Below are 25,561 nucleotides of genomic sequence, written 5' to 3' on the forward strand. Positions count from 1 at the left end.
CCTACATGCGCATCGATCTTACCACTTCTACCTTCACCGGTTCTTTTAGTCCGTAATAATCGATTGTAATATTTTGCTCACTAACCGTAATCTGTTTAATTAATTCTCGCAATAATAAGCGTTGTTCTCTACACGCTTTCATCCGTTCACCTACTCGTACATTCTCTCCTTCAGCCTTTGTTTTTCCCTTTCGACCTTTTTCCCCTTCCTCTTTTTTCTCTTTATTTGCCTCTACATTCCCCTCCGTCTTTCGCTCTTCTTCTTTTCTCGTATGCTCTCCATATATTTCTTCTAAGTTTACCATTGCTCTTTGGAACTCCACTTCGTTGAGATGGCCGATTTGATATAAATGGATTAATTCTTTGATCTCCTGTCTTCTCATCTGACAATCTGCTTGTGTTTTTCTAGTTTTATGTAATTCCATGTTTTCCTGGTAGGTGTTTTTTCCAGCCTGTTTTCGATTTTCTTCCATTTTAACTCTTTTGTTTTCTTCTTTCTGTCTGTACCTTTTATAATTTTTCCTTACTTCCTCCAAATGTTGCTCGATCACTTCCTGTGTAATTGGTAGCTTTTCTGTTACTTTCATAAGAATCTCCATCAAATCTTGGTTCCAGATGCACCCTTCTTTCTTCAATCGCTTTTCCACATACATACTACGTTGTTCTTTCCTGCTATTTTCATCATCTAAAAGATCGTACTCTTTCTCACTGCCTTCTTCACACACGTACCCTTTCTTATGGGCACAACGCCATACGAGATATTCACTACCATCTTTCCGAATACGGCTTCGTGCTGTATAAGTCCGATTGCAATACAGGCACCGTATCTTCCCAGATAATACATAACAATTGCTATAGCGCAATGCCTGTTCCTTCCCTTTCCTCTTCGTACTCCGTGCATCTAAGATTTCCTGAACCTTCTGAAATGTTTGTCGATCGATAATGGGTTCATGATGGTCAGGAATCATGACATATTCCTCCTGTCCATGGTTGTAACGTTTTTCATGGGTAAGATAATCTGGGGTGTATGTTTTTTTCTGCAACAGATCACCACAATACTTTTCGTTTCGCAAAATCCGTAGAATTACCGAACTAGACCACCCATTTCCCTGCATGGAGGGGATCCCTTCTTCTGTCAGTTCTCTTGCAATCACATAGGTTCCTTTTCCTTCGAGAAGACATTTATCAAAGATTCGTCTGACAACCCCTGCACCAGCTTCATTTATCTTCATAGATCCTTCTTTTACATCATACCCTAACATACTTCTTCCGAATACAACTCCTTGCTCCATTCTTCTCTTCTGTCCCCACTTAACGCGTTGTGAGGTACGTCTACTCTCCTCCTGTGCGATAGAAGCTAGAATTGTAAGCCGAAGTTCCCCATCCGAATCCATCGTATGAATCCCATCATTTAAAAAAATGATCCCAACACCATGTCGTTTCAGTTCCCTTGTATAATAAATACTATCTAACGTATTCCTTGCAAATCTGGAAATCTCCTTTGTAATAATCAATTGAAACCTTCCCTCCATGGCATCTTCAATCATTTGATTGAACGCTCGTCTCTTCTTGGTACTAGTTCCTGATAGCCCCTCATCTGCATAGATTTTATATAAGGAATCCCCTTCTCTACGTTCAATATACTCCAGAAAATACCGTTGTTGGCTGTCAAAAGAGTTTGCTTGATCCTCTTTCTCTGTGGAAACCCTACAATATGCTGCAATCTGTATATGACTTCCTCCTTTCATCCCTTTCAATGCCACAAGCTAATCTGCTATCTCATCGTACTTTTATTGGTTTCTTCTTTAATTCCTCCAAACACCACTGATATTCTGCTCTTGTCATTTTCCCTTCCTGCCACAGATTATGTAGAAGAGCATGTTCATATATCATAAGAAACTCCTGCGTAATCTCCACTTTCTGCTCTTGTTCCTCTAGTTTTTCTAAGTTTGCAATCTCCAAATGGCTTCTTCTCTTCTCCATACCATTCTCCTATATGTTCATCCTTCTACTGCATGTATATGAATACAATTTGTCCTTATATACAACATAAGATATAGGTTCTAACAAAACAATCCCACCTTACCAAAACCAACGGTAAGATGGGATTATTTCATTTTCTTTATTGGACTCACTCTGTACTCAACGTCTCTAAACTCTTTTCATATTGCTTCTTCGTTATCTTATTCTGTGCAAACAAGGAATATAAGGTTGCTTTTTGATAACTGGATATGAATTGATGTTTGTGAAAGAGGTCCTCCTTCGATATACTTGGACAAGTCTTGACCAGCAGATCATGTCTGGTTACATTCAGACTCCGATGCATAGATCACGCTCCTATCTGTTTACTATACATAAGTATATGAAGAGAACCTCCCCTTATATGCTAAACATATTTAATTTTGTGTACTTTTTTCGTGGTTTTTGAATATAATGATATCTAGGTCAATTTTCATTTAGTTAAACCAATATCCCTCCATTGTTTCTTTCATAACACGATAGGTAAGGTATTTTACTTTCATCTTGTATCTGCTGATCAGTTTGCCCTTCTCATCATACTCGCCAAAGACTCCTGCTTCTCCTGAACAGATCACTCGGTTTCCATCATACTCCTGCACATTACTTACAATAGAAGAGTATGGAACTTTAATCTTTTCCACTAGTTTGTACGTACCTTTTTTCTCATCAACAAGGTATTTGTAGTAGTAAGAGTTGTCTGCATCTTTTTTCTCCATTCCAACATTCTTAATAAAGGACCAGTCAAAATCTGGGTATGATAATCGCTGGGCATAATTATTATTATAGAAGGTCAGATAATATTGTGTACTCTTTAGGGACGAATCCTGCACATAATTCACAGAATGTTGCCCTGCTTGTGATGGGAATCTACCAACTTTATCCAGCACTAAGCCACTGTATGGGGTTCCCTTCCAGATGGCAGAATCTGCAATGATATATCCAATCTTAGGTGTCGTATAATAATTATTAATACGGATAATTGAGCTTAATTCTCTGGAACTTAAGATCAGATGTCGTCCATTAATAACTTGTACAGAGTTGAAATGTACCCAGTCCACATCCTCCTGATCCGGTGCATCTTTGGAGATGACAGCGCCTTTCTTCACATCTGGCATCAGATCCCCAAAATCAATCACTTCCTCCACGTCACCTGTATTCAAGTTTAAGGATAAGATAATATCCTGTTTACTCTTACTTTTCTTTTTCGTTGCTAATGCAATAATCCGTTTATTCTGTTCATCGTAAGCAAAGTCATGATGGGTCGTGTAGCCATCCGTCTTAAAGATATCTTCTACCTGACCAAGTGGATTCACATAGGCATAGCTAGAATCGCTGCAAGCGTAGAATAACATGCCATCAATGATTTCCAGATTTACGTCTCCATAGGACACATCCAGTGGTACTTCTGCACGGATGACACCATCGTTATCATAAAACAGCATATGTCTTGGTTCTTTTTTATTCCTACGGTCGTAACCAAAGATTACAAATAGACCATTGCTTAATTTCTTCGCATCCTGCTTATTGGTTACTTTTAGCTGTTCCTCTTTAATTGTTCCATAATCCGGAACTTCAATTTTGAAGCTAGCTTCTCCAATGAATTTATCAGCTTTATCATATTGACGAAGAGTTACTGTGTTGGTCATACCTTGAATCAGACCAATAATCTGCCCTTCATGTTTCTTCGTCGGATTTCCTTCTTCATCGGTATACATTCTTCGTGTAAATTCCGGTATGGAAACATCATTCACGGAAATCGTATACTCAATATTCGTTTCCTCATCTGTACGGAAAAAAGCGTACAAACCTGTTACATTGGTTCCAAATGGATTCATAACAAAGAGGGGATCTTCAAACGTACAGTTATAATTTTGCTTCATCTTATCTAGTTTTGTCTTTACAGCAGATTGAAAGGCAGTGTCATAAACCGTATCTAATGTTTCCAGGTTTAAGGTCTTCATGACCTGCTTCTGAATATTATCGGAATCCACATAATTTTCTTGCTTGCTCGATGAATCCGATTTTCCAAAGCCAGTTCCGATGGTTGCACATAGTACTAAAGCGATGCCAAGCGCTGCTACACTGAATAACAATACAAGTAACAACCCTTTTTTCGATTTTTTCTTCTCTTCCATGATGTACTCCTCCTGCATATATGTAAAATGCATTTTATTCTCATCATCTTACATGTGCATTATACTGATTGTCCTATATCTGGTATTCAACCGATGATAATCGACACCCATATACTACTATTTTATACATATTTCTAGCATCTGTCAAAGAAACCTTGAAAGAATTCATTGAGACTTTTGTCTCATATGCAACTACTTTTAATTAGAACTGGTTAGGTACAAGATTGTTATCCACAACCATCTTCTTATTTCGATTGCTTATCCACAAAGTTTCCCCAAAAGCAACAGAAAGCTTCTTCCCTTCTGCAGGAAATCTCCAACAACTGTTGGGATTCCTACTATAAGGAAGAAGCTTATGAGCAAAGTGTTTACTTATGCAAAATGTTCACCTAAGTAAAGTATCTACTTACGCAAATTGTTCACCTACGTAATATCGTTCCTGTCTACTTACATAAACCAAACTTATCTAGATTTTTCATAAGGTTTACCGTTGGCAGCTGGTACATGTGATTTTCCAACAAATAAGATCAATACAACGATAGTTACAACGTAAGGGATCATTGAAATTAAGTGAGGAGAAACGACGCTTCCTGAACCAACGAATACCTTAATACCATTACAGAAACCAAATAGGATACAAGCAAGCATCGCACCTTGTGGTTTAAACTTACCGAAGATTACAGCAGCAATGGCGATGAAACCTTGTCCTGTAATAACGGAAGGACGATACTGGGATACGGTTGCTAATGTAACAGAAGCACCACCGAAACCTGCAAGTACACCAGATAAAATTACACAGATATATCTAATACGAATAACATTGATTCCTAACGTATCCGCAGCCTTTGGATGCTCTCCTACTGCACGAATACGAAGACCAAATTTAGTTTTATAGAATACGAACCAAACAACAGCAACTAAGATAAATGCCAGATAAGCAGTTGCATATGTGTTAAATACATTATCAAGGAAACCACCTTTTCTAAAGATTCCTGAACTTCCTTGGAACAATCCATTTAAGAAACGAGGCATCTTATCTGATAATTCCACACTATGTGTTTCTGTTGAATCATATAATACACGACATAAGAAGATTGCAAAACCAGGTGCCAAGAAGTTGATTGCAGTACCAGAGATTGTTTGGTCTGCTTTACATGTAATTGTTGCGAATGCATGTAACAAACCAAAAATTCCACCTGCTAAACCAGCAATCAAGAAACCTAACCATGGATTGCTTGTAAATAAAGTACCAACAACACCAGCAAATGCACCAATAGTCATCATACCTTCAATACCGATATTAACTACACCGCTTCGCTCTGAGAATACAGAACCAAGTGCTGCGAATAATAGTGGTGGAGTGTACATAAGAGTAGTATTTAAAATCAGACCAAAATCTTTAATTATTTCATTCATATTACTTTGTACCTCCCTTTCTACTAAATCTTGTACGAATTGTCTTTAGAATACTTGAAATGGCAATGAAGAAGATGATTGATCCCATGATAATATCAATTACTTCGGTTGGTGCGCCAAGTAAGTTCATGTTCTTTCCACCATATTTCATAGCTCCGTAGAACAATCCTGCGAAAAATACCCCAACTGGATGTGTTGCTCCAATCATGGCAACGGTGATTCCTTCGAAACCGTAACCTTCTTGTCCAGCGAATTCACTAATACTGTAATTATATCCAAGTACTTGAGTTGCTCCTGCTAAACCTGCTAATGCACCAGAAATTGCGATTGCAGAAACGATTGCAACTTTTACATTGATACCCGCATATTCTGCAGCATTTCGATTAAAACCAACAGAACATAAACGGTATCCAAGTGTTGTTTTATTAATGATTAAGTAAATAACGATTACTGCGATGATTGCTATAATAATACCCCAGTTTACTTTTTGTCCAAGAGAAGCTTTCAAGCTGTTTACAGATAATTTTGCAGAATCTGCAACTTTCTTACTAACTTGCTTTCCTGTATCATTAAATAATTTGCTCTTTACTACATAGTTAGAGAAATAATATGCGATCCAGTTAAACATGATCATACATAATACTTCATTGGCTCCAATCTTAGCCTTCAGGTAACCAACTAAAGCACCCCATAAAGCACCAGCTAAAGCAGCAGCTAATAAACATAATGGAACATGGATAATGGCTGGTGCATCAACTGCAACTCCAACTACCATTGCTCCTAAAGAACCCATAACAAATTGTCCTTCAGCACCGATATTAAAAATACCAGTACGGAATGAGAACGCAACGGACAAACCAGTTAAAATTAATGGTGTTGCATATACAACGGATTGTGCCATATTCTTTGGTGTTCCGAAGACACTCTTAAGTAGTAATCCATATGCTTCAAATGGATTAACCTTAACAACGATCAGCATGATCGCTCCGATAGCAAATCCAACGAGGATTGAGATAACCGTATACAATGCCTTATTGTCTTTTGCGATCTTTTGTTTTCTAACTGCAGGTTTTGAATTATTTTGTTCCATTCGTGTTACCTCCCGCCATCATTAGACCTAATGTATTCTCATCAGCATCCTTTCCAGGTACGCTGCCTACGATCTTACCATCGAAGATTACTTCAATTCGATCGGATAAACTCATGATTTCATCTAATTCAAAAGATACTAATAATACTGCTTTATTCTTATTTCTTTGTTCAACGATATAACGATGTACGTACTCGATTGCACCTACATCCAAACCTCTCGTAGGATTTACTGCAATCAATAATTCCTTATCATTGGTTACCTCTCTGGCAATGATAACCTTCTGTTGGTTACCACCAGATAATTGACCAGCTGGTTTCTGTGCAGAATCTGCTGGACGAACATCGAATTTTTCAATTAATTCACTGGCATGGGCATTAATGGCATCTTTCTTCATAAATCCTTTGTTTGCAAACTCAGGTTCTGCAAAGTTTTGAAGGACCATATTCTCTGCTACAGAGAACTCCAACACAAGACCATGTTTCTGACGGTCTTCTGGGATACTTGAGATTCCTTTTTTAAAACATTCTCTTGGTGTTTTGTTAAATGTATTCTCTCCAAGTAATGTTACACGACCACTGTCTGCACGACGAAGTCCTGTAAGAATCTCAACCAATTCTGATTGACCATTACCATCGATACCTGCGATACCAACGATTTCACCACGTCTTACATTAATATTCAAACCTTTTAAGATTTCTACACCACGGTAATCTTTTGCACGTAGATCTTCTACATTCAATACGACTTCCCCTGGTTCTATCTCTTTCTTATCTACCTTGAATTCAACGTTTCTACCAACCATCATAGATGCCAGTTCATTTTCATTTACATCATCAACATTTACTGTATTGATGTATTTACCTTGACGAATGATCGTACAATAATCCGCAGATTCCTTGATCTCTTTTAATTTATGTGTGATCAGGATAATGGATTTTCCTTCTTTCGTAAGGTTGTGCATGATTTCTACCAACTCTATGATTTCTTGTGGAGTTAAGGAAGCGGTAGGCTCATCTAAGATCAAGATATCAGCACCACGATATAATACTTTCAGAATTTCTGCTCTCTGTTGCATACCTACAGAGATATCTTCAATTTTTGCATCTGGATCTACTTTTAGACCATATTTTTCTGAAATCTCAATAACACGTTTTCTCGCATCGTTAATATTAACAACACCCATACCTTTTACTGGTTCCATACCAAGTATGATGTTCTCTGTTACTGTAAATGGTGGAATCAACATAAAATGCTGATGTACCATACCGATACCAAGTTCAATGGCTTTGTTTGGTCCATCGATTGAAACTTTTTCTCCGTTAACAAAGATTTCTCCTGATGTTGGCTCATAAAGTCCGTATAAGATGTTCATTAGTGTACTTTTACCAGCACCATTCTCCCCTAAAATTGCATGGATTTCTCCTTTGTGAACAGTTAAGTTCACTCCGTCATTAGCCTTAAAATTTCCAAACATCTTAACAATATTCTTCATCTCGATCGTCTTAGTTTTTAAGTCTACGTTTGAATTTTTTTGCAAGCGAAAACGCCCCCTTCTTCCACATATTATATTTGGGACTTTACTCCCTTATATTGCTATATTCTACTCCTCATTTGAGGCGAACGAATCTCTCTGTTTCCTTGATTTTAATTACTACAAGCAAACGAAAGTAACTTCTTATATGATGACTATGTCTGTTATCCCATGTCCTCTGGCAACTGTTTGCAATTGCTCCATAAAGGTATCATCTGGTGCTTGATAATTTTGATACTGCTCTCTTACGCCAATTGGGCGAAAACGAATTAACTTATATCGTACTTGACCGGCTTTTCCAAGTTCTTGTAAAATCTTACTGGTCTGTTTCACTGTTTGCGCCACATCAAATAACTCTGGTACTGCAACAGTGCGAACTTCAAAAAGTTTATCTCTTTTTGCAAGTTCTCTCAGATTTTTTAATACAAGATCATTCTGCTTTCCTGTAATCTTAGTATGCTCTACACCATCAAATGCTTTCACATCTAACATTACACCGTCTACAACATCCAACAGTTCCGGATCTTCTATAAAATCATAGGTTCCATTGCTGTCCAACATGGTCGAGAGATTCGTCTGCCTTGCAAGCCGTAAAAGTTCCACTAAAAAATCTCTCCACAAGGTACATTCCCCACCAGATACGGTAATTCCTCGAATGAATGGGATATTCTTCTTCACCTCTGCAAATACTTCTTCTGGGGTCATGGATCTTGTCTTTGGTGAACTGCCGTGTGGACAGTGATGAAAACACGAATCACAATTCACACAACGTTCCGGATTATACAATACTTTTCCTTCCACCATTGTAAGTGCTCCTGTTTTGCAATAACTTACACAAGTCCCACAATTCTTACAAGCTCCTATGGTTTCTGGATTATGACAGTATCGACAATTGAAATTGCATCCCTGTAAAAATACGACCGTTCGATTTCCCGGACCATCTACAGAGCTAAAACGTATTATTTTATTAACAATGGCTGTATTCACTACTAAATCTCCATTTATATTGGTATTGTACCCAATTCCTTGTATATTCACACGGTTATCTTACTTTACGTTCTAATATGTGAGAATTTCTTGCAGAACCGAGACCAAGTGCTGTGGTATCCTGTAATACATTTTCTCCATTTTTTAGTTTTTCCATCTCAGATTTCTTAACTAGATATCCCGTTACACGAATAACATCACTGTCCTTCTCATATACCGAGATATAACGTACTTTGTTCTCAAAGGAGCCTTTGATGATATCCAACAGATATTCCATGTTCTTGTGAACCGTTGTATCGATTGGGAAGATATCACCAATACCTGATGGGAAATATTTATGGAACTTCGCACAATGTGCAAGGTGATCGATTAATTCTTCTGGTTCTTCTCCAATTGGAATACGACATCCTGGACTGGAGTTCACATCAAGATCAATACCAACCTGTGCATGAAGTAAGAAATGACCGTCTGCTCCATAACAATATGGACTTACATGATTTCGGTTAAACTCGTCCATAATGTCCATAATGCTTACCCCAAGATCATCTGCTACTTCCGAATGTCCATAACGGCCTTCTATTCCTTCTTTTTCTAGTAACGTATTCACACATTCGGCCATTCCTACCATACCGAACATTGCAGTGAAGTTTTCTTTGGAGATAAATCCTTCTTTTGCAAGGAAATTGCTTTCAAAGAATCCACTTTCCTCAACCATGAAACGAATTCTTTCGTCCATGTACGCTGCCATGATCTCTAACGTTTCTGGAAGTACTTCTTTCTTAAAGTGTTCAATACTTGTTGCTTTCTTTGCAAGATTACCTAACAATACTCGAACTAATGTATACGATCCGCCACCTAATTTTAATCCATTGTAGCAGCTGGCAATTACATAGTTGTCCGTAAGTTCTTCTTTGAACATCTTATGATTTGCAAAACTTGGTTTAGCTGTTTTTAGCGCTGTGTCAATTGCTAACAAGGCAAACTCGTCTGATGTAAGATCTTGGTCATATTTGATTGTTAGATTTGGTACTGCATTCTGTAGCTCGGCTTCCACTTCCAGAATGATTTTTCCAGCTTTCGTTGCTTTAGGACCAATATTTGCATGGCAGAACGAATCAAGAATCGTTCGGTCTACATGAGTCAAAAACAGACGAATTGCTTTTTTGGCTTCTTCTTCATCCTTGATAAACGGTTCAAACAATTGATCAAGGTTTCCGATATATACTGGATAATTCGTAACACTTGGCACATTCTTATAGAAGATCAATAAGGAATTCACTGCTTCCCAAATATCGGTTGGCGGATCCAGTTGTAAGAACTTACTTCCGTTCTTCATGAATTTCTCATAATCTGGAATGATATATCTTGGACGCATAGGAGCATGTCCTTCATTCAAATCACATATGATCTTGTCTGCTGGATCAAGATTTAACCGTTCATCCAAACCTTCTGGTAAATCAAGTACCTCCAATAAAGAATCTGCTTGTTTTGCTAATGTTGCAACCTTTTGTTCATGCGTTAATGTTCGATCTTTAATCGTATTAAGCATGTCTTCTCTTGTTGCATTCACTCGTTCCATACTAATATCTCGCATGCATTAAGCTCCTTTTCTAAACATAAGTATTCGTTACCCATACGCCTACTTATTATTCTTTGCTTTTGTTGAACTAAATCATGATTTTGACTAACTTTCCATAATTTAGCTGTGGTCATCCTATACTAAGTTTATTATACAATTTTTTATACATGAAAACTACCCTAATTATTTGGAAATATATAATGTTTTTGTATTGTATAGCAAGTAGTCCATAACAATACGTTGTATCACGAGTGTCAAGTGATTATTTGACACTCTACCATAATATATCCATTCTTATTTACTCTACCATTTGCCACTCTGAGACATTGCAGAAACATTTAGTCTTAGAGTTAAGTAACATACACACATTTTAAAGCCAAACACATACTAAAGTAAATAAGAATACACATACTTACCATAAAACAAGGAGGTGTCCATAAGTTCATTATAGGACCGCCTCCTTGCATACTTATCTATTCAGATTTATGATCCATTATGGATTAGTCTAATGTATAAACATCACCATATTTAGCTTCGAAATCTTCTTGAGTTTCAGGAACTACGATTTCACCTGCAAGAATCTTATCTTTTACTTCATTAACTTTTGCAAGAACATCTTCTGGAAGTAAGTCAGTTGTTGGAGCGATATCAACACCGCCGTTGTCCATACCATAAGTTTGAACACCACTTACATTTTGTCCTTGAGACATCTTGTCAACTAAGTCATAGATTGCATTATCACATCTCTTCATTGCTGAAGTTACAACGTTTTCTGGAGCTAAGTAAGCTTGGTCAATATCAACACCGATTACATATTTTCCTTGTTCCTTTGCTGCTTCGATAACACCGTTACCAGTACCACCTGCTGCTTGGAATACTACATCAGCACCATTTGTGAACATTTGAACTGCTGCTGCTTTACCAGCTGCTGCATCGCCAAATGAGTTTGCATTGTATTGTTCTACAGTTGCATCTGGGTTTGTATCAAGAACACCTGCTACATAACCATAACCAAATTGATTCATAACTGGAGTTGACATACCAAGTACGAAACCAACTTTACCAGTTTGAGACATCATAGCTGCTACTACACCTACAAGGTAAGAAGCTTCATTTTGTTTGAACATTAAGCATGATACGTTAGAAAGATCAGCATTTGTTGAATCATCGATGATTGCAAATTTTTGATCTGGATATGTTTCAGCTGCTTCTTTGATAGCATCTGCCATTAAGAAACCACAAGCAACGATTAAGTCGTTTCCTTGATCTACTAAAGTTTCGATATTTGAAGCATAGTCAGCTTCTGTTGCTGATTCAAGATATCCAACTGTAACACCAAGTTCAGATTCTGCTCTCTTAAGACCTTCCCAAGCACCTTGGTTGAATGATTGGTCATTGATACCACCAACGTCAGTTACCATTGCTACTTTGAAATCAGAAGTAGCTGCTGTGTCTGTAGATGCTGCATCATCTGTTGCTGCTGCGTCATCTGTTGCTGCTGCATCATCTGTTGTTTCTACTGCTGGAGTCTCTGCGCTGTTGTTTTTGTTGTTGTTGTTCTTTTTAGAACTACATCCTGTGAAAGCTAATACAACAACAAGCGAAAGAGCTACAAGTTTAGATAATTTTGTCTTTTTCATTGTCTTCCTCCTTATTTTGCACCAATTGGTTACCATAATAAAAACTTATACATTTCATTACAATTTAATATGATACTATCTAATCTCTGTTTTTGCAAGAACAAATTTCGTAGATTTTCTTGTATTTCACTGTTATTAGTGGCACTTATGTTATTTAGTAACCTACCTAATAAATCCACTTAATTTTTCCATTTATTTTCCGTAAAATACCTAATAAAAATAATTATTAGGGTGTCAAATGCTAGTAGGTAAGATCGATGCTTCTGTACCGATATCGGTAAGAAGCCCACTCACTTCCCCATAAGGTGCCCCATATCTTTGGCTTATATAGGATGTAGCCGCTTTTGTCTCATATGGCGCACTAGATAGACAATCCATAATAAACTCTGCTACCGAGTGGTCCGGTTTTCTGATGTTAACTGGACATAATAACCTTCTTTCATAGATCCACATCTTCCATCTCCCCCTCCCATGGCCATGGCTTGGTATTCCAAGACCATTCCTGTTTTCTTATACTATAAGGATCGAGTGGATCAAAGTATCGGTTATACTGATTCAAAGCTTTTGTTCGGATGCGCTTATATGCATCGTAGTATTCATATGCTGCAAAGTCCTCTGGATGCGTATCCAGATACAACCGCACATCATCCATGGCAAAACTCACCGATTGGATCTTCTGTAGCAATTCCTTTTCCTGTCCCTCATTCATTTCCTTCAATGTTCTTTCCTTCTTTCTCAAACGCTTCTATGAATTCCGGAAATATGGTTCCTTCTATCATCGCTGTGTCTGCATCAAAAACCGAACTCCATTTTTGCCTCGATACATACTCTGCTACATTTACATTACCCTCGATTCCTTCTAAGGAATGACACCGATATGGGGAAGGAGTATACTCTAATCTCTCATTCATCACACGAACCTCCCATACTGCATTATACAGTATAGTATGTGTACATTTTCAAGGTTGTTCCTTTTCTTTATCTGGGTTTTCACTGAAAAATCCGACATGATCTCTCATTGTTCTGATCTTCTCTTTTTCCTCCGCTGAAACCGCTCTAGATTCACAGATTTTTTGTAGTGCCTTATGATAGGTAAAGGAATCCAGCTTACAATTCTGCAGATATTGGACCATGCGCGCAGGATATGCAATATAATAAATGGAGATTGCCCAAGCAACCGCCATTTTCACATAGTATCCTTCATGTTTAATCTGATCAAAGATCTGGCATGCTTTTGTTACATATGCTTCCTCTACAAAATAATCAAGAAGCATAACAACCGCAAATCGCACCTGGAATTCTTGTCCAGAATATACATAAGGTTGAATAAAATTCCAGAATATCTCCCTTTCCTCTCTGGCAATCTTCAAACCACTACAGAAACTATCGCATACAGACCAGTTATCAATTTTGGATAGGAAGTTCTTAATCATTTGGAGTATCTCATCAATGGGTGCCTTCACATACCCAATTACCATTCCCTGTAACATAATTTCTTCATACGAGTCATCCAGTGCAACGGTAAGATACGTTTGATAATCTCCTTTGGCAATCTGTTTTGCAATACTTCGGAGTTTTGGTAACCGTACCCCCAGGATTGGCTCTCCCCCAGGTAATAATCTACTGGTGAATTTACGAAATTTCTCTTCTGCCAGTTCTGCTAACTGTTCCTTAATCTCTTGATTTGATATGACATCTGGTTTCATCGTACTTTCCCTCCCCTTCCATCTTGCTATTTCATATGCAAGAACAAATTCGGGTTTCAAAAGCCCTTAGTAAAACTTTCTTTCGTTAATTTGCACAAACATTACCTAATCTCAAACGGTTCCTATTCGGATTACATTCTCTGAATAGGAACCGTTGTTTGTTTACTCCTAGTTTTTAATCCATTTTAAAAGCTGAATAACGAACAGATTTAAAACAGATAATCCATAGATGCAAAGTAATTGTGTTGTGGTAATAGTTGCTACTTGGAATATAGAAGATAATGCAGGAACGAATAATACCACATTGATCAACAAGAAACCAAGTCCGAAGGCACCCCATAGGAACTTATTATTGATCATTTGTTTACGGAATAGAATGGCACGATTGGATTTACAGTTAAATCCATGTACCAGTCTAGAAAGACAAAGTGTGGCAAATGCCATGGTACTAGCCGTAGCAGCATTTGTTTCTTTTCCAATATAGTAAGCAGCCATCGTACAACATGCAATCACAAATCCTTCTTCTAAAATAGCAAGTAAGAAGTCTTTCGTCAAGATTGATTCATTGGCACGTCTTGGTTTTTCTTTCATGACTAAACTATTATGAGGGTCTAGTCCAAGTGCGATAGCAGGTAAGCTATCCGTTAATAAATTAATAAATAGTAAATGTACTGGTGCAAATGGTACAGCCAATCCTGCAAGGGACGCATACACTACTGCAAGAATTCCTGCCATGTTACCAGAAAGTAAGAACTTAATCGCCTTTTTAATGTTAAGGTATACATTTCGGCCATTTTCTACCGCTTTTACAATGGTTGCAAAATTATCGTCTGTCAATACCATTGCCGCAGCATCCTTGGATACCTCAGTTCCTGTAATACCCATAGCAACCCCAACATCTGCTTGTTTCAGTGCAGGTGCATCGTTGACACCATCACCTGTCATGGCTACTACATTTCCTTTGTCCTGCCAAGCCTTAACGATACGAATCTTATGTTCTGGTGATACACGGGCATAAACAGATACCTGTTCAACAAATTCTTGTAATTCTTCATCTGAAAGTTCATCAATTGCACTACCCTCTACTGCAATGGTATCCTTCGTCAATATACCAATTTCTTTTGCAATGGCTGCAGCGGTGATCTTATGATCTCCCGTGATCATAATTGGGCGAATACCTGCTTCCAAACAACAGGCTACCGCTTCTTTGGATTCCACACGAGGAGGATCCATCATAGCTACTAATCCTAAGAATACCAATTCCTGCTCATCATCAACAGAAACCACTTCTGACTCAAGATTCCGATAAGCAATAGCTAATACACGAAGCCCTTTTTCCGAATAGGTAAGGTTCGCTAATTGAATTCGTTTCTTATCTGCAGATGTAATCTTCTGGATTTCTCCGTTTAGTTCCATATAACCCATACGATCTAGTAATACGTCAACTGCACCTTTTGTAATCATACGTTTTTCATTGTTAATAATGTGAACGGTACTCATTAGTTTTCGATCAGAATCAAATGGAATCTCTGCAATTCTGCTATAATTCTGACGTAGTTTTGGAATATCCATTCGAAATGATTTGCCTAAGTTGTAAAGTGCGATCTCTGTTGGATCACCAATTTCAATTCCATCTTTATTCGTAGAATCATTACATAATACACTATACAGCACAAGCTTATTATCCATCTTCTCTTCTAAACGTCCATTCTCGACGATGTCATTGCTGTAATCCGTATTATTGACATAGTAATTCATAACGGTCATTTTATTCTGTGTTAATGTTCCTGTCTTATCAGAACAGATGATAGATACACTACCCAAACCTTCCACTGCTTGCAGTTTTCGAATAATTGCATGTTCTTTTGCCATCTTCTGTGTACCGAAGGCAAGAACGATTGTAACAATGGAACTAAGTGCTTCTGGTATTGCCGCAACTGCCAAAGCTACAGCAAATAAAAAGGCATCTACAATTTCTTCTCCACGTACAATACTCATAGCGAATACCACTGCACAGATTAACAAAATTAAAATTGATAACTTCTTTCCGAAATCATCTAAGTTCCGTTGCAATGGTGTCTTTTTCTCACTGGCATTGTTTAATAGGTCTGCAATCTTACCAACTTCGGTTTGCATTCCAACTCTTGTTACTAGGAACGTAGCTCGCCCATATGTAACATAGCTTCCTTGAAATACCATATTCTTCTGATCTCCAAGTGCAACTTCTTTCTCTACAGTAATATCCTCTTTTTCAACACTTGTACTTTCACCGGTTAATGCACTTTCATTTACCTGGAGGCTCGCATTTTCAAGAATACGTCCATCCGCGCATACATAATCTCCTGCTTCCAGTTTAACGATATCACCTACAACAATTTCCTTTGAAGGCAACAACACCGTTTCTCCATTTCGGATTACTTTTGCAATCGGAGCTGCTAGTTGTTTCAAACTATTTAAAGATTTTTCTGCATTTTGTTGCTGTACGGTACCAAGAATGGCATTCATGGTAATAACTACACCAATAACGATTGCACTTTCCAAATCTCCAAGACAGGCAGCAATAACCGCTGCAATGATCAAGATGATTACAAGAAAATCTTTATACTGCTCAAGGAACACCTGCAATACACTCTTTTTCTTCACTTCAACTAATTCATTAGGACCGTATTTTTTTCTAGCTTGTTTTGCCTGCTCATCCGTGTGACCTTTCCACGAGGTACCAAGTTCACGTATGATTTCTTCTTTGTCCTTTTGATATTCTAACATATGAAATCCTCCTTTTTTATATAGCAGAGCCTAAAAAAAGCGAGACTCTTGCTGTAATTAACTTACAACAAAAGTCTCGCTACAAAATCGGTTGATTAACAACTATTGATTTCGTTACGGTACGGATTCGCAATTGAATCGTATTGACGACACCGTAATCATCTTTCAATGTTAGCTACTCCCTTTTGACTTCACCCATTTTACCAAGTTTTTTGCTTTTGTGTCAATGTAATTTTTTATTCTTAACATAATCTTAACGAATAAAATCTTTTACTTTCTCTATTGGTAATACTTTGGCAAATCTTCCTTCCCATATTGTATAGTGGTAGAAATCATTTAATTGTTTTCCTGTAAATTCTCCGTTGTTTTTTGTTGTAATGGTTCCCTCTGGTACAATCATACGATATCCCTGCTCAAATCCAGACTTAATGGTTGCATCCACGCAGTACTCCGTCTGTAATCCCATGATGATAAGATTGGTAATATGTTTTTCCTTCAAATATTCCTTCAGTCCCGTTTTATAAAAGGCACTGTTGTAACATTTATCAAACACCTTTTCTCCATCCTCTGGAGTGATTTCCTCATAGATCTCATAACCAGCTTTTCCTTTTGTCAGTTCTTCCTTTGGTCCATCGTCATGGCGAACATATAGAATCTCCACATTCTGTTCACGACCAAATGCAAGTAACTCTTTGATATTTGCGATAAATGTATCCTTCTGCTCCAAATCGTCTCCTACTAGTGCTTGTTGTACATCTACTACCATCATTGCATACTTCATACGAGTCCCCCTGTTCTTTTGGTGTACGGATGCATTTGCCCATGCGCTCCTATTCCTTCCGTCGACAGTTGCTATACTATCTCAAATTTTCACATCGAAAAATTTCCGCAGAGTAGATAATTGCTATGGGATCACCGATGAATCTAGCAATCACCTACTCGTACGAAACATTCAAGTGCGAAGTTTGAATTCCTATCTATATTATATGCCTTCTCTCGCTCCCATACAATACCATTCCTTAGGGAATTGCTTCATATAAAGCAATGGTATCTTTAAATCTGCCTTCCTCGGTATCTCCCATGACAACTGCTATATATTCCTCTCCATCAAGCACTGCTGCGGATACAAGACATTTACCTGCCTTGTCTGTACTTCCTGTTTTTAAACCAATGGCATTCTCATAATAATATGCGCTATTTTCATTTAAAAGAAGATTCGTATTTTCCCAGGTTATGTCTCTCCCATCTCGCGTACAAACTCGGCTTCTTTCCATCTGAACAATCTCACGTAAGATTCCATTTTCTGTAGAGGCATCCATGAATGCCACTGCAATTTGAGCTAAGTCCTTAGCCGTACTGTATTGTCCCTCTTCATCATATCCATCTGGTGTTTGGAAACAAGAATGTTTAGCACCAATCTCCTTTGCCAATGCATTCATTGCATCAACAAATGTATCTACTGCCTGTTTTGCACCTAAATCATCTTGACCTGCAATTCTTCTACCAGTATATGCAGCTAATGTAAATGCAGCATCTCCTCCAGAAGGTAACAGCAATCCCTCCAGCAACTGCTCTATGGTTACCTCATTCCCATTCTGAAAGCCTGCCACAGAAGAATGAGCTGGTAATAGTGCAATTTCATCGCCTACAGTAACAACCTCCTCTAATTCACAGTAGTTCAATACCGTTAATGCTGTCAGCATCTTCGTTGTGCTGGCAGGTGCTATTCTTTCCTCTTCATTCCGTCCATAGAGTTTCTCCTGATCCGCAACCTTCACTACATAGATATTGCTGGCTGTAAGTTTTTCTTCTATATTTAGTACATGCTCTTTCTTATTACTCTGGTTTTTATCTTTCTCCTCATTCGTAGATACCTTTTTTGTTCCGCTCTCTAAATCCAGGTCTGTAGTACCATCTTGTTTGGCATCTGAAATCACTTCTGCATTCTGCCTTACTTCCTTTGCATAACTGGCGGTATCCTGTAGCAAGGCTTTTCGTTTCTCATACCCTACTACAAACACGCTGCATAGTACTATTGCACCCAAACATAGGAGAGGAAGGGAATCCCGCCTTAATTTTTTTCCATTCTTCATCGATTCGATTCCAATCTTTTGTTTTAAAAATGGAAATTGCTTTAAGAGCAATACGGCGATTAGATAACCTATAGCCGTACCAAGAGTATTCAGTATTACATCATCAATATCGGTTCCCCTTTTTAAGAATAACTGTATTGCTTCAATTAATATGGATAGTTCTGCTCCCGTTCGAATCGCCCTAATCCCATGTTGCATCTTTCGTGAAACCATTGGTAACATAAGACCAATTGGAAGAAACATGACGATGTTACCGAGCAAATTCAATGAATTATTCTGCCCTTCCCCAATCACTTTTAATGGAATTATATTCATGTTCTGCAAATCAGCTTGAAGTGAAAATCCATAGACGGGAGAAACGGTAACGGACAACACCACGATGAGATATATACCAAGCAGGAACAGTCCTCCTCTTTCCCACCAACTGATTCTTCTCCCTCTCCATAATAGATAACCTTCATATAATAAAAGAAATACTCCAATTGCTAATACCCCTTTGCCTAAATACCCAGTTGCTTCTGTTATATAACCTAACATCTTACTCGCCTCTTTCTTTTAAATTTCAAACCACCTTTTTGTTGTTAGGCTTACTATATAACAAAAAAATGGAGCAATGTTGATTTTTGCTCCATTCCATCTTCTACTGCATATTCACTTATCTGACTGATACGTTCCGGCATACAGTTCAACGTTTAGGGCACAGCATGGTACGTGCAGTCCTTTATCTTTTCTTCAGAAGCAGGCTCTGAACGAACTCACCTTCATTAAAATAGGAATTCCATAAGATATCATTGTGCTTTTTCACAATGGTTTTTACAATTTCCAATCCATTTCCTCTGCCTAGACCTTTGCTCGTAATACCAATATGAATACCAACTTCCTCCACGCTCTCCCGTACTGGATTCTTTACTAAGAGTAACAGTTCTCCTTCCTTTTCCTTCACTACAAAATGAATCTGACTGTCTGGTATCCAAGCACACTCCTCTCTTGCATTATCGAAAAAAATACCAAGTATGCGAATAATATCAGATGGGTTATTCAGGTATGGCAAGAAGCTTTGATCTGAATAGACTTCGAGTTCTAGTTCCTGTCCCTTATTCTGTATCTCCAAGTATTTATAATATAAGAAGGCACGAATTGCTTCATTCCTTATCTCTTGCATTGTCACATACAAATCATTCTTCCGTATTTCATTCCCTGCAAATGGTGCAATATTCTCATAATAGTAGGCTTTCATTTCTGTGTCATCACTTCTAGCAACATAGCCACCCATTGTTAAGAAGATGTTCTTAAGGTCATGCTTCATCTGTCGGATTTCTTTCATATTTCGTTCCATATCACTCTGATAGAGCGCCGTTGTCTTCTTTTCAATCTCATTAAATTGTAAATGTTCCTTCAAGCGAACGGTCTGCACGAGCAAACGAATGTAAAAAATCTGAACAGAGAAAAATAAAAACAAACAGACAAGCATAACAGTTCCACTAGATTCTCCTGGCTGATAAAAATATCTCCATTCACTATAATTCATAAGAATTAGATAGACGCCAAAAAATCCTGGAATCAGTAATAGATACTGTCCAATTTCTTCATATACCTGACTAAATGCATGAATTTGTTCAATATACAGAGCTAAGATTTTTCGAAGCAGGAATAAGATTCCCACAAACAGCACTAGAAAAATAGTTGCCAATCCAGTTAAAAACAATGTCTTTTCTAGATTATCCAAGTGCCAATAATATGCATAACGATAGTAGATATCCCTTACTTCGTATTGGAAGATTTTTTTAAATAGCACATAAGATATTATGGCAATCGCTATTGTAATGACAAGCTGTAATGCCAGATCCCGAATTTTCTTATAACGACGTAAAAGAAAAATGCATAAAAGAATCCAAACAGTAAAATATCGCAAACTGTCTAGAAATACATATGCACCGGTACAATGTTCAACGAGAAATAACGTATATACCAGTAAAATTCCATCTGATACATGAATTTTAATATAGCCAATGATGGAAATAGTCATTGCCATAACAATCAAACTAAGGGTCGAAATGACAAGTGCACTTCCACCCCAATGGCCAAAATCCAATTCTCCTTGAAACAGGTAGAATGTAATTACAATCAGACTTATTGTGATTCCTGTTTCCAACCATGCAAAATGGGGGATGTTCTTTTTCTCTAACCATGTATACAACAATTGTAATCCCCCAACCCCACATACAAACAAGATCACACGAAGCCATTGTCCTAGGATTTCAACCATGCTTTCACCTCATTTCTCATTCGCACCGCACAAGGTACTTCTTCTCCATTGGATAAACGAATATTCATTCCAGTCAAACTTACCATATATCGATGGTTTACAACAATGGAACGATGTACTCTTACAAAATTTTCTCCTAATTGCTTCAACACATGTTCCATCGTATCCCGTACGGTTATACACGAGCCATCCATCGTGTGATACGTCACTCCATGGGAAATCATCTTTTCTGATTCCACATATAGAATCTGGGGCTTGGGAATCGTAACCGTTTCATCAAAACCTATGGTTAGTTTAAGAACTTCCTCTTTCTCTTCCATTCCTTCCCCTGAAGCAATGGCTAACTGTATATAGCGGCGATATCCAGCTCCTAACTGTTCAATGTTCGTCGTCTTCTCTATAAAACCAAAGGGTTCTACCCCACTTTGCAATACTTTCATCGCCATCTCATGATGATTGGTTACGAATACTATCTTTACTTGGGATTGAATACTTTTTAACTGCTTCGCCACATCGATTCCATTCAATTTTCCACAACCAAAATCCAAATCTAAAAACACGAGAAATGGCCCAACATTCTTCTTCATATATGTAAAAATCTCAGAAGATTCCATGGAGACACAGCCAATCTTCACTGCCGTCAACTTATTCATTTCTATGATTGATCGTATCTTTTCCTCTTCTAATTGTAGGATAAAACGATCATCATCACATAAGATTATGGTAAGCATATTCTCTACTCCTCTTCCTGCTCTCTCTTACTTTGCCTTCTCTCTTGTAACACCCATATGAATATTACCATGGCAATAACAGAACCAACCAAGACCCCCAGTTCTTTTCGCATCATTACCTCTCGAATAGTCGGTGTCATATAGTTTAACTCTTCCATATGGCTCTGAATGGTATTGATGGTGCGGCCAACACTGTTAAAATCCGACCACTTTGTTGGTATGTATTGTAGTGGAAAGAATCCATATTGTCTTGCTGTTACCACTACTGTGATCCCCAAAGCAAGCAAAAGGAAAGCTTTCTTTAACTCTGTACCAGCCATTATACGAAGACGTTCTTGTAGCTTCTCCTCACCATTCCCATATAACTGAATTCTTCGAATAAAGAAAATCAAGAAGAACACAAAAACAAACAATACTGGCAAAAATAATACATTTCCCACAAGACGAACAATCAGATTCTGGTCAACAATCACCGCAGAGGAACCCAAAGGATAGATCATCTGTAATTGTTCTACATATTCTCTTCCTCGTTCCGTATCCCCATAATTTAGTTGTAGGTAATGAAACGTTGTCTGGTCACTCCTTGCTTGCACCATAAAAACAGGATGACTCGTATCCAAGATTCCACGAACATAATACACTCTCTTCACACTACTCGTTGTCTGTTGTTGCTTATCTTCTGTCCCAGAATTCTCCCCTTCTGTGACACCCGTTCTCTTTTGAAGAATGGTTTCTTCCACTTCTACTTGCTGTCCAAGTATATCCATACTGCCAAACAATTCATAAGCAGTTTCTTTATCTAAGATACAGCCCTCATAGTCATTCTCATACACATAATTTCCTCGATAGATTTGCAATGGTAGAATCTGCTGCATATTACCATACACCAAGTACTTTGTCGTCGCTTTTTCTTTTCCATATTTTTTATTGGTCACCGTCTTATGTTCTTCCATTTCATAAGCGGTGATCTCTGGCACTTTCTTTACCCGCGTCGTTACCTTTGCTTCTTCTCCCGCAGCATTCGTTTCATCCATGGTGTCTCCCTCACCGATGGAGTACTTTTCTTTTTCTTCTTCTAATAGGGTTACAACTTGTTTTTTCGTTGTTCCATCGCCTTGCAATTGAACACTTACACTTTGATAATTTTCCCGTAATCCGTTATATGTTCGGATTCCTATGATATAGCAAAACATTGCAAGAACGAGTAAAATCACATTCTTTATTTTCCATCGTTTTCTTCTATTCATAGGTTCCTTTACGAACACGGTCGCCCTCCATTACATTTCGGTTACTTCCTATGATCACTTCATCATCATAAGCAAGTACGTCATTAATCACTGCTGTTTGGAAATCCTTCTTACTTACTGTAACATTAACACGATAGGCCTTGTATTCTTTCCCTAATATGGTGCTTGCTTCTCTCATAACAAGTACATAGTCTCCAGCATTGTCATTACGTAATGCGGTTAATGGAATACAGCAATCGTATTTTTCTGAAGCTTTGGATATGGTAAATTCACCAGATATACCTGGTGCATATTCTTCCTCAGCCAATTTTGCTGTGAACTCATATCCATCGATTTCACTATTGTACGTACAAGTAAGAACCTCTCCTTTCACTGGATCCTTATATCCAGTTAACTTACAGCTTACTTCATCGCCAATCTCCACATACTCTTTGTAATCCTTTTCGAAATTGCCCACAAATACGGCACAACTTGGTGTTATCGCTACCTTCTCTGAACCAGAGATCGTTCCTCTTGGTTCAATATCCAATGCGGTCACCATTCCATCCAGATCTGCTACTACATTTCCTTTTGCCTTTTGAACTTGTTCTAGTTCTTCCAATACTTCTTCCTTTGTTTCCATCTCTTCCTGTAATTGTTCCTTATCCAACGCGGCTATCTGCGCATTGATTCTATCATTTTGTTCCTTCATAGCATTGGCTCTCTCTGTATCACTTAAGGTGTCCATAGCATCTTCAACTTGTCGCTTTGCTTTGTCTACCGCATCTTCTTTCATGTCCAGACTTTCTCTTGCTGCGCGGATTCCTTCTTTATCTTCATATACTTTATCAAGTAGCACATCAACTGCTTTTGCTTTCTTTGTAACAACTGCCTTTGCTTTCTCAAGTTCTTTTGTTTGGTTTGCAACCGCTTCTTCAACGGCTGCCTTCGCTTTTGCAACCAACTTATCTTGTTTTTTCGTAACGGTTGTTACTGCTGCTTTTGCTTTCTCCACTGCTTTGTTCTTTCTCTTATATTCCGCTTCATCGATTACTGAAGAATCAATAATAGCGGTGTAATACTTCTTATGTAACGTGGTATCACTTCCTGTTGGATTGGCTGCTAAGAAGTAAAAATAAGCAATCGCCGCATCTGTTATTTCTGTGTATTTTGGTGAAACATTGGCTACCTGCTTCTTTGCTGAATTAACTGCATCTTGTGCCTCATCAATTGCATCTTCTTTTTCAATCTGTTGCAACTTGTATTTATTTAATGCTGTAGAATATTCATCCGAGCTTGGGTCAACCTTCGCTAGTTCACGGTCTGCTTCTTCCATCGTTAATTCCCATTTTTTCTTCACAGATTTCAAATTATCCTCTGCCTGATTCAAGGTATCTTGCGCTTCATCAACTTTTGCTTTGATCTGTTCATATTCACTTTTTCCAAAATACGTTATATAGATGTTCTCCAAATCTTTATCCATCTCTGTGTATTTTTGACTCTTCGCATGTTGTTCAAATGTTGCCATGTATTTTAATAACTTGGTTTGCTTTTCTGTTACTTCATCTAGATCACTTTGCGCATCTGCATAAACAGCTTTTGCTTCTGCAATCGCATCATCTCGTTCAGTTTGTGCATCACTATATGCTTCTTTCGCATCTGCAACTGCTTTTGCATTCTTGGCTTTCGTTTCCTCATAGGCCTCTTTGGCTGTATCATACTCTTCCTGTGCGGCATCATACTCCTTCTTTTGGGTTTCTGTCAGACTATCTTTGATTTCCTGAATCTTCTCCTTATATACCTCCTTCGCCTTCTCATATTCTTTTTGTGCATCCTTTAAGTCTTCATTGGCTCGTTTTACTGCCTTCTGTTCTGCATTCGTATCCTTGTTATCTTCCTCTAGCGATTCCTGTAAGACGGCTTTGTCATATGCACGTTGTGCTGCATCGTACGCTTTTTGTGCCTCCTCAATGGTATCGTTTAATTGATTCAGATCATAGCAAAACAGAGGATCACCTTCTTTAACATTCTGCCCTTTCTTAACATAGACTTCTGAAATCTGAAGATTTTTCACAAGATCAAGGTAAATTGCATTAGCGGAATCAATTACCCCTTCCCCTGTAATTTTATAATTCAAAACATCTTTCTTAGGAACCTGCGTCGACACGATTGGTACGGTCAAACTTGCACTGATTCGTGATACGATCGTTAAAGCAATCATGCAAACCACGAATATCACAAGATATTTTCCTGCTTTATTCTGCAATCCTTTCATTTTTCCATTCTTTTTGTTCTCTTCCATTTATCTCAATCCTTTCTATTCTTCCTCTCTATATTCTTCTTTTCTTTCCTGAATTGGCAATCAATAACCTTT

General features: G+C 37.9%; 21 protein-coding genes. All 21 read right to left on the reverse strand.

What is annotated here, in order from left to right:
- Position 1 precedes the first annotated feature (1 nt).
- The 21 genes from HBB17_RS08420 to HBB17_RS08520 all read right to left on the reverse strand — a co-directional run bounded on the left by HBB17_RS08420 (position 2) and on the right by HBB17_RS08520 (position 25,489).
- Entirely contained in the window at positions 2-1,747 is a 1,746-nt protein-coding gene (locus HBB17_RS08420) for a recombinase family protein (protein ID WP_167957044.1), read from the reverse strand.
- Positions 1,748-1,778: 31 nt separating this feature from the next.
- Positions 1,779-1,982 (reverse strand): hypothetical protein, encoded by a 204-nt coding sequence (locus HBB17_RS08425; RefSeq protein WP_167957045.1) that lies wholly within the window; start codon positions 1,980-1,982, stop codon positions 1,779-1,781.
- Between the two features lie 148 nt (positions 1,983-2,130).
- On the reverse strand, positions 2,131-2,325 hold the full coding sequence (locus tag HBB17_RS08430; RefSeq protein WP_167957046.1) for a hypothetical protein: 195 nt from the start codon (positions 2,323-2,325) through the stop codon (positions 2,131-2,133).
- 130 nt (positions 2,326-2,455) lie between these two features.
- Positions 2,456-4,153, reverse strand: coding sequence for an aryl-sulfate sulfotransferase (locus HBB17_RS08435; RefSeq protein ID WP_167957047.1), 1,698 nt, complete (start codon positions 4,151-4,153; stop codon positions 2,456-2,458).
- 462 nt (positions 4,154-4,615) lie between these two features.
- Positions 4,616-5,569: an ABC transporter permease gene (locus HBB17_RS08440; protein WP_167957048.1), complete on the reverse strand. Its 954-nt coding sequence runs from the start codon at positions 5,567-5,569 to the stop codon at positions 4,616-4,618.
- A gap of 1 nt (position 5,570) precedes the next feature.
- The gene (locus HBB17_RS08445) at positions 5,571-6,659 is read right to left on the reverse strand and encodes an ABC transporter permease (RefSeq protein WP_167957049.1); all 1,089 of its coding nucleotides are present in this window, start codon (positions 6,657-6,659) and stop codon (positions 5,571-5,573) included.
- A complete protein-coding gene (locus tag HBB17_RS08450; RefSeq protein ID WP_167957309.1) occupies positions 6,646-8,154 on the reverse strand; it encodes an ABC transporter ATP-binding protein in 1,509 nt (502 codons plus the stop codon). Before HBB17_RS08450 ends, HBB17_RS08445 begins: the two co-directional genes overlap by 14 nt.
- Positions 8,155-8,337: 183 nt before the next feature.
- A complete protein-coding gene (locus HBB17_RS08455) occupies positions 8,338-9,231 on the reverse strand; it encodes a YjjW family glycine radical enzyme activase (RefSeq protein ID WP_330588190.1) in 894 nt (297 codons plus the stop codon).
- Between the two features lie 4 nt (positions 9,232-9,235).
- On the reverse strand, positions 9,236-10,774 hold the full coding sequence (locus tag HBB17_RS08460; protein WP_167957050.1) for a YjjI family glycine radical enzyme: 1,539 nt from the start codon (positions 10,772-10,774) through the stop codon (positions 9,236-9,238).
- Between the two features lie 485 nt (positions 10,775-11,259).
- Entirely contained in the window at positions 11,260-12,399 is a 1,140-nt protein-coding gene (locus HBB17_RS08465; protein ID WP_167957051.1) for a BMP family lipoprotein, read from the reverse strand.
- A 234-nt stretch (positions 12,400-12,633) separates the two neighbouring features.
- Positions 12,634-12,852 (reverse strand): manganese catalase family protein, encoded by a 219-nt coding sequence (locus tag HBB17_RS08470; RefSeq protein ID WP_167957052.1) that lies wholly within the window; start codon positions 12,850-12,852, stop codon positions 12,634-12,636.
- A complete protein-coding gene (locus HBB17_RS08475) occupies positions 12,839-13,108 on the reverse strand; it encodes a spore coat protein CotJB (protein WP_167957311.1) in 270 nt (89 codons plus the stop codon). The genes HBB17_RS08470 and HBB17_RS08475 overlap by 14 nt, the downstream gene beginning before the upstream one ends.
- Complete coding sequence (locus HBB17_RS08480; RefSeq protein ID WP_167957053.1) at positions 13,101-13,310, reverse strand: spore coat associated protein CotJA; 210 nt, start codon at positions 13,308-13,310, stop codon at positions 13,101-13,103. Before HBB17_RS08480 ends, HBB17_RS08475 begins: the two co-directional genes overlap by 8 nt.
- A gap of 48 nt (positions 13,311-13,358) precedes the next feature.
- Entirely contained in the window at positions 13,359-14,105 is a 747-nt protein-coding gene (locus tag HBB17_RS08485) for a DNA alkylation repair protein (protein ID WP_167957054.1), read from the reverse strand.
- Between the two features lie 168 nt (positions 14,106-14,273).
- Positions 14,274-16,871 (reverse strand): cation-translocating P-type ATPase, encoded by a 2,598-nt coding sequence (locus tag HBB17_RS08490; RefSeq protein WP_167957055.1) that lies wholly within the window; start codon positions 16,869-16,871, stop codon positions 14,274-14,276.
- A 253-nt stretch (positions 16,872-17,124) separates the two neighbouring features.
- The gene (locus HBB17_RS08495) at positions 17,125-17,652 is read right to left on the reverse strand and encodes a cysteine hydrolase family protein (protein ID WP_167957056.1); all 528 of its coding nucleotides are present in this window, start codon (positions 17,650-17,652) and stop codon (positions 17,125-17,127) included.
- 238 nt (positions 17,653-17,890) lie between these two features.
- On the reverse strand, positions 17,891-19,501 hold the full coding sequence (locus HBB17_RS08500; RefSeq protein WP_167957057.1) for a VanZ family protein: 1,611 nt from the start codon (positions 19,499-19,501) through the stop codon (positions 17,891-17,893).
- Between the two features lie 184 nt (positions 19,502-19,685).
- Positions 19,686-21,230, reverse strand: a complete 1,545-nt coding sequence (locus tag HBB17_RS08505; protein ID WP_167957058.1) for a GHKL domain-containing protein — start codon at positions 21,228-21,230, stop codon at positions 19,686-19,688.
- Complete coding sequence (locus HBB17_RS08510) at positions 21,215-21,961, reverse strand: LytR/AlgR family response regulator transcription factor (RefSeq protein ID WP_167957059.1); 747 nt, start codon at positions 21,959-21,961, stop codon at positions 21,215-21,217. Before HBB17_RS08510 ends, HBB17_RS08505 begins: the two co-directional genes overlap by 16 nt.
- 5 nt (positions 21,962-21,966) lie before the next feature.
- On the reverse strand, positions 21,967-23,208 hold the full coding sequence (locus HBB17_RS08515) for an ABC transporter permease (RefSeq protein ID WP_167957060.1): 1,242 nt from the start codon (positions 23,206-23,208) through the stop codon (positions 21,967-21,969).
- Complete coding sequence (locus tag HBB17_RS08520) at positions 23,201-25,489, reverse strand: hypothetical protein (RefSeq protein WP_167957061.1); 2,289 nt, start codon at positions 25,487-25,489, stop codon at positions 23,201-23,203. Before HBB17_RS08520 ends, HBB17_RS08515 begins: the two co-directional genes overlap by 8 nt.
- Between the last annotated feature and the right edge of the window lie 72 nt (positions 25,490-25,561).

The organism is Anaerosporobacter faecicola (genome assembly GCF_012070565.1).
GTDB lineage: Bacteria > Bacillota > Clostridia > Lachnospirales > Lachnospiraceae > Anaerosporobacter > Anaerosporobacter faecicola.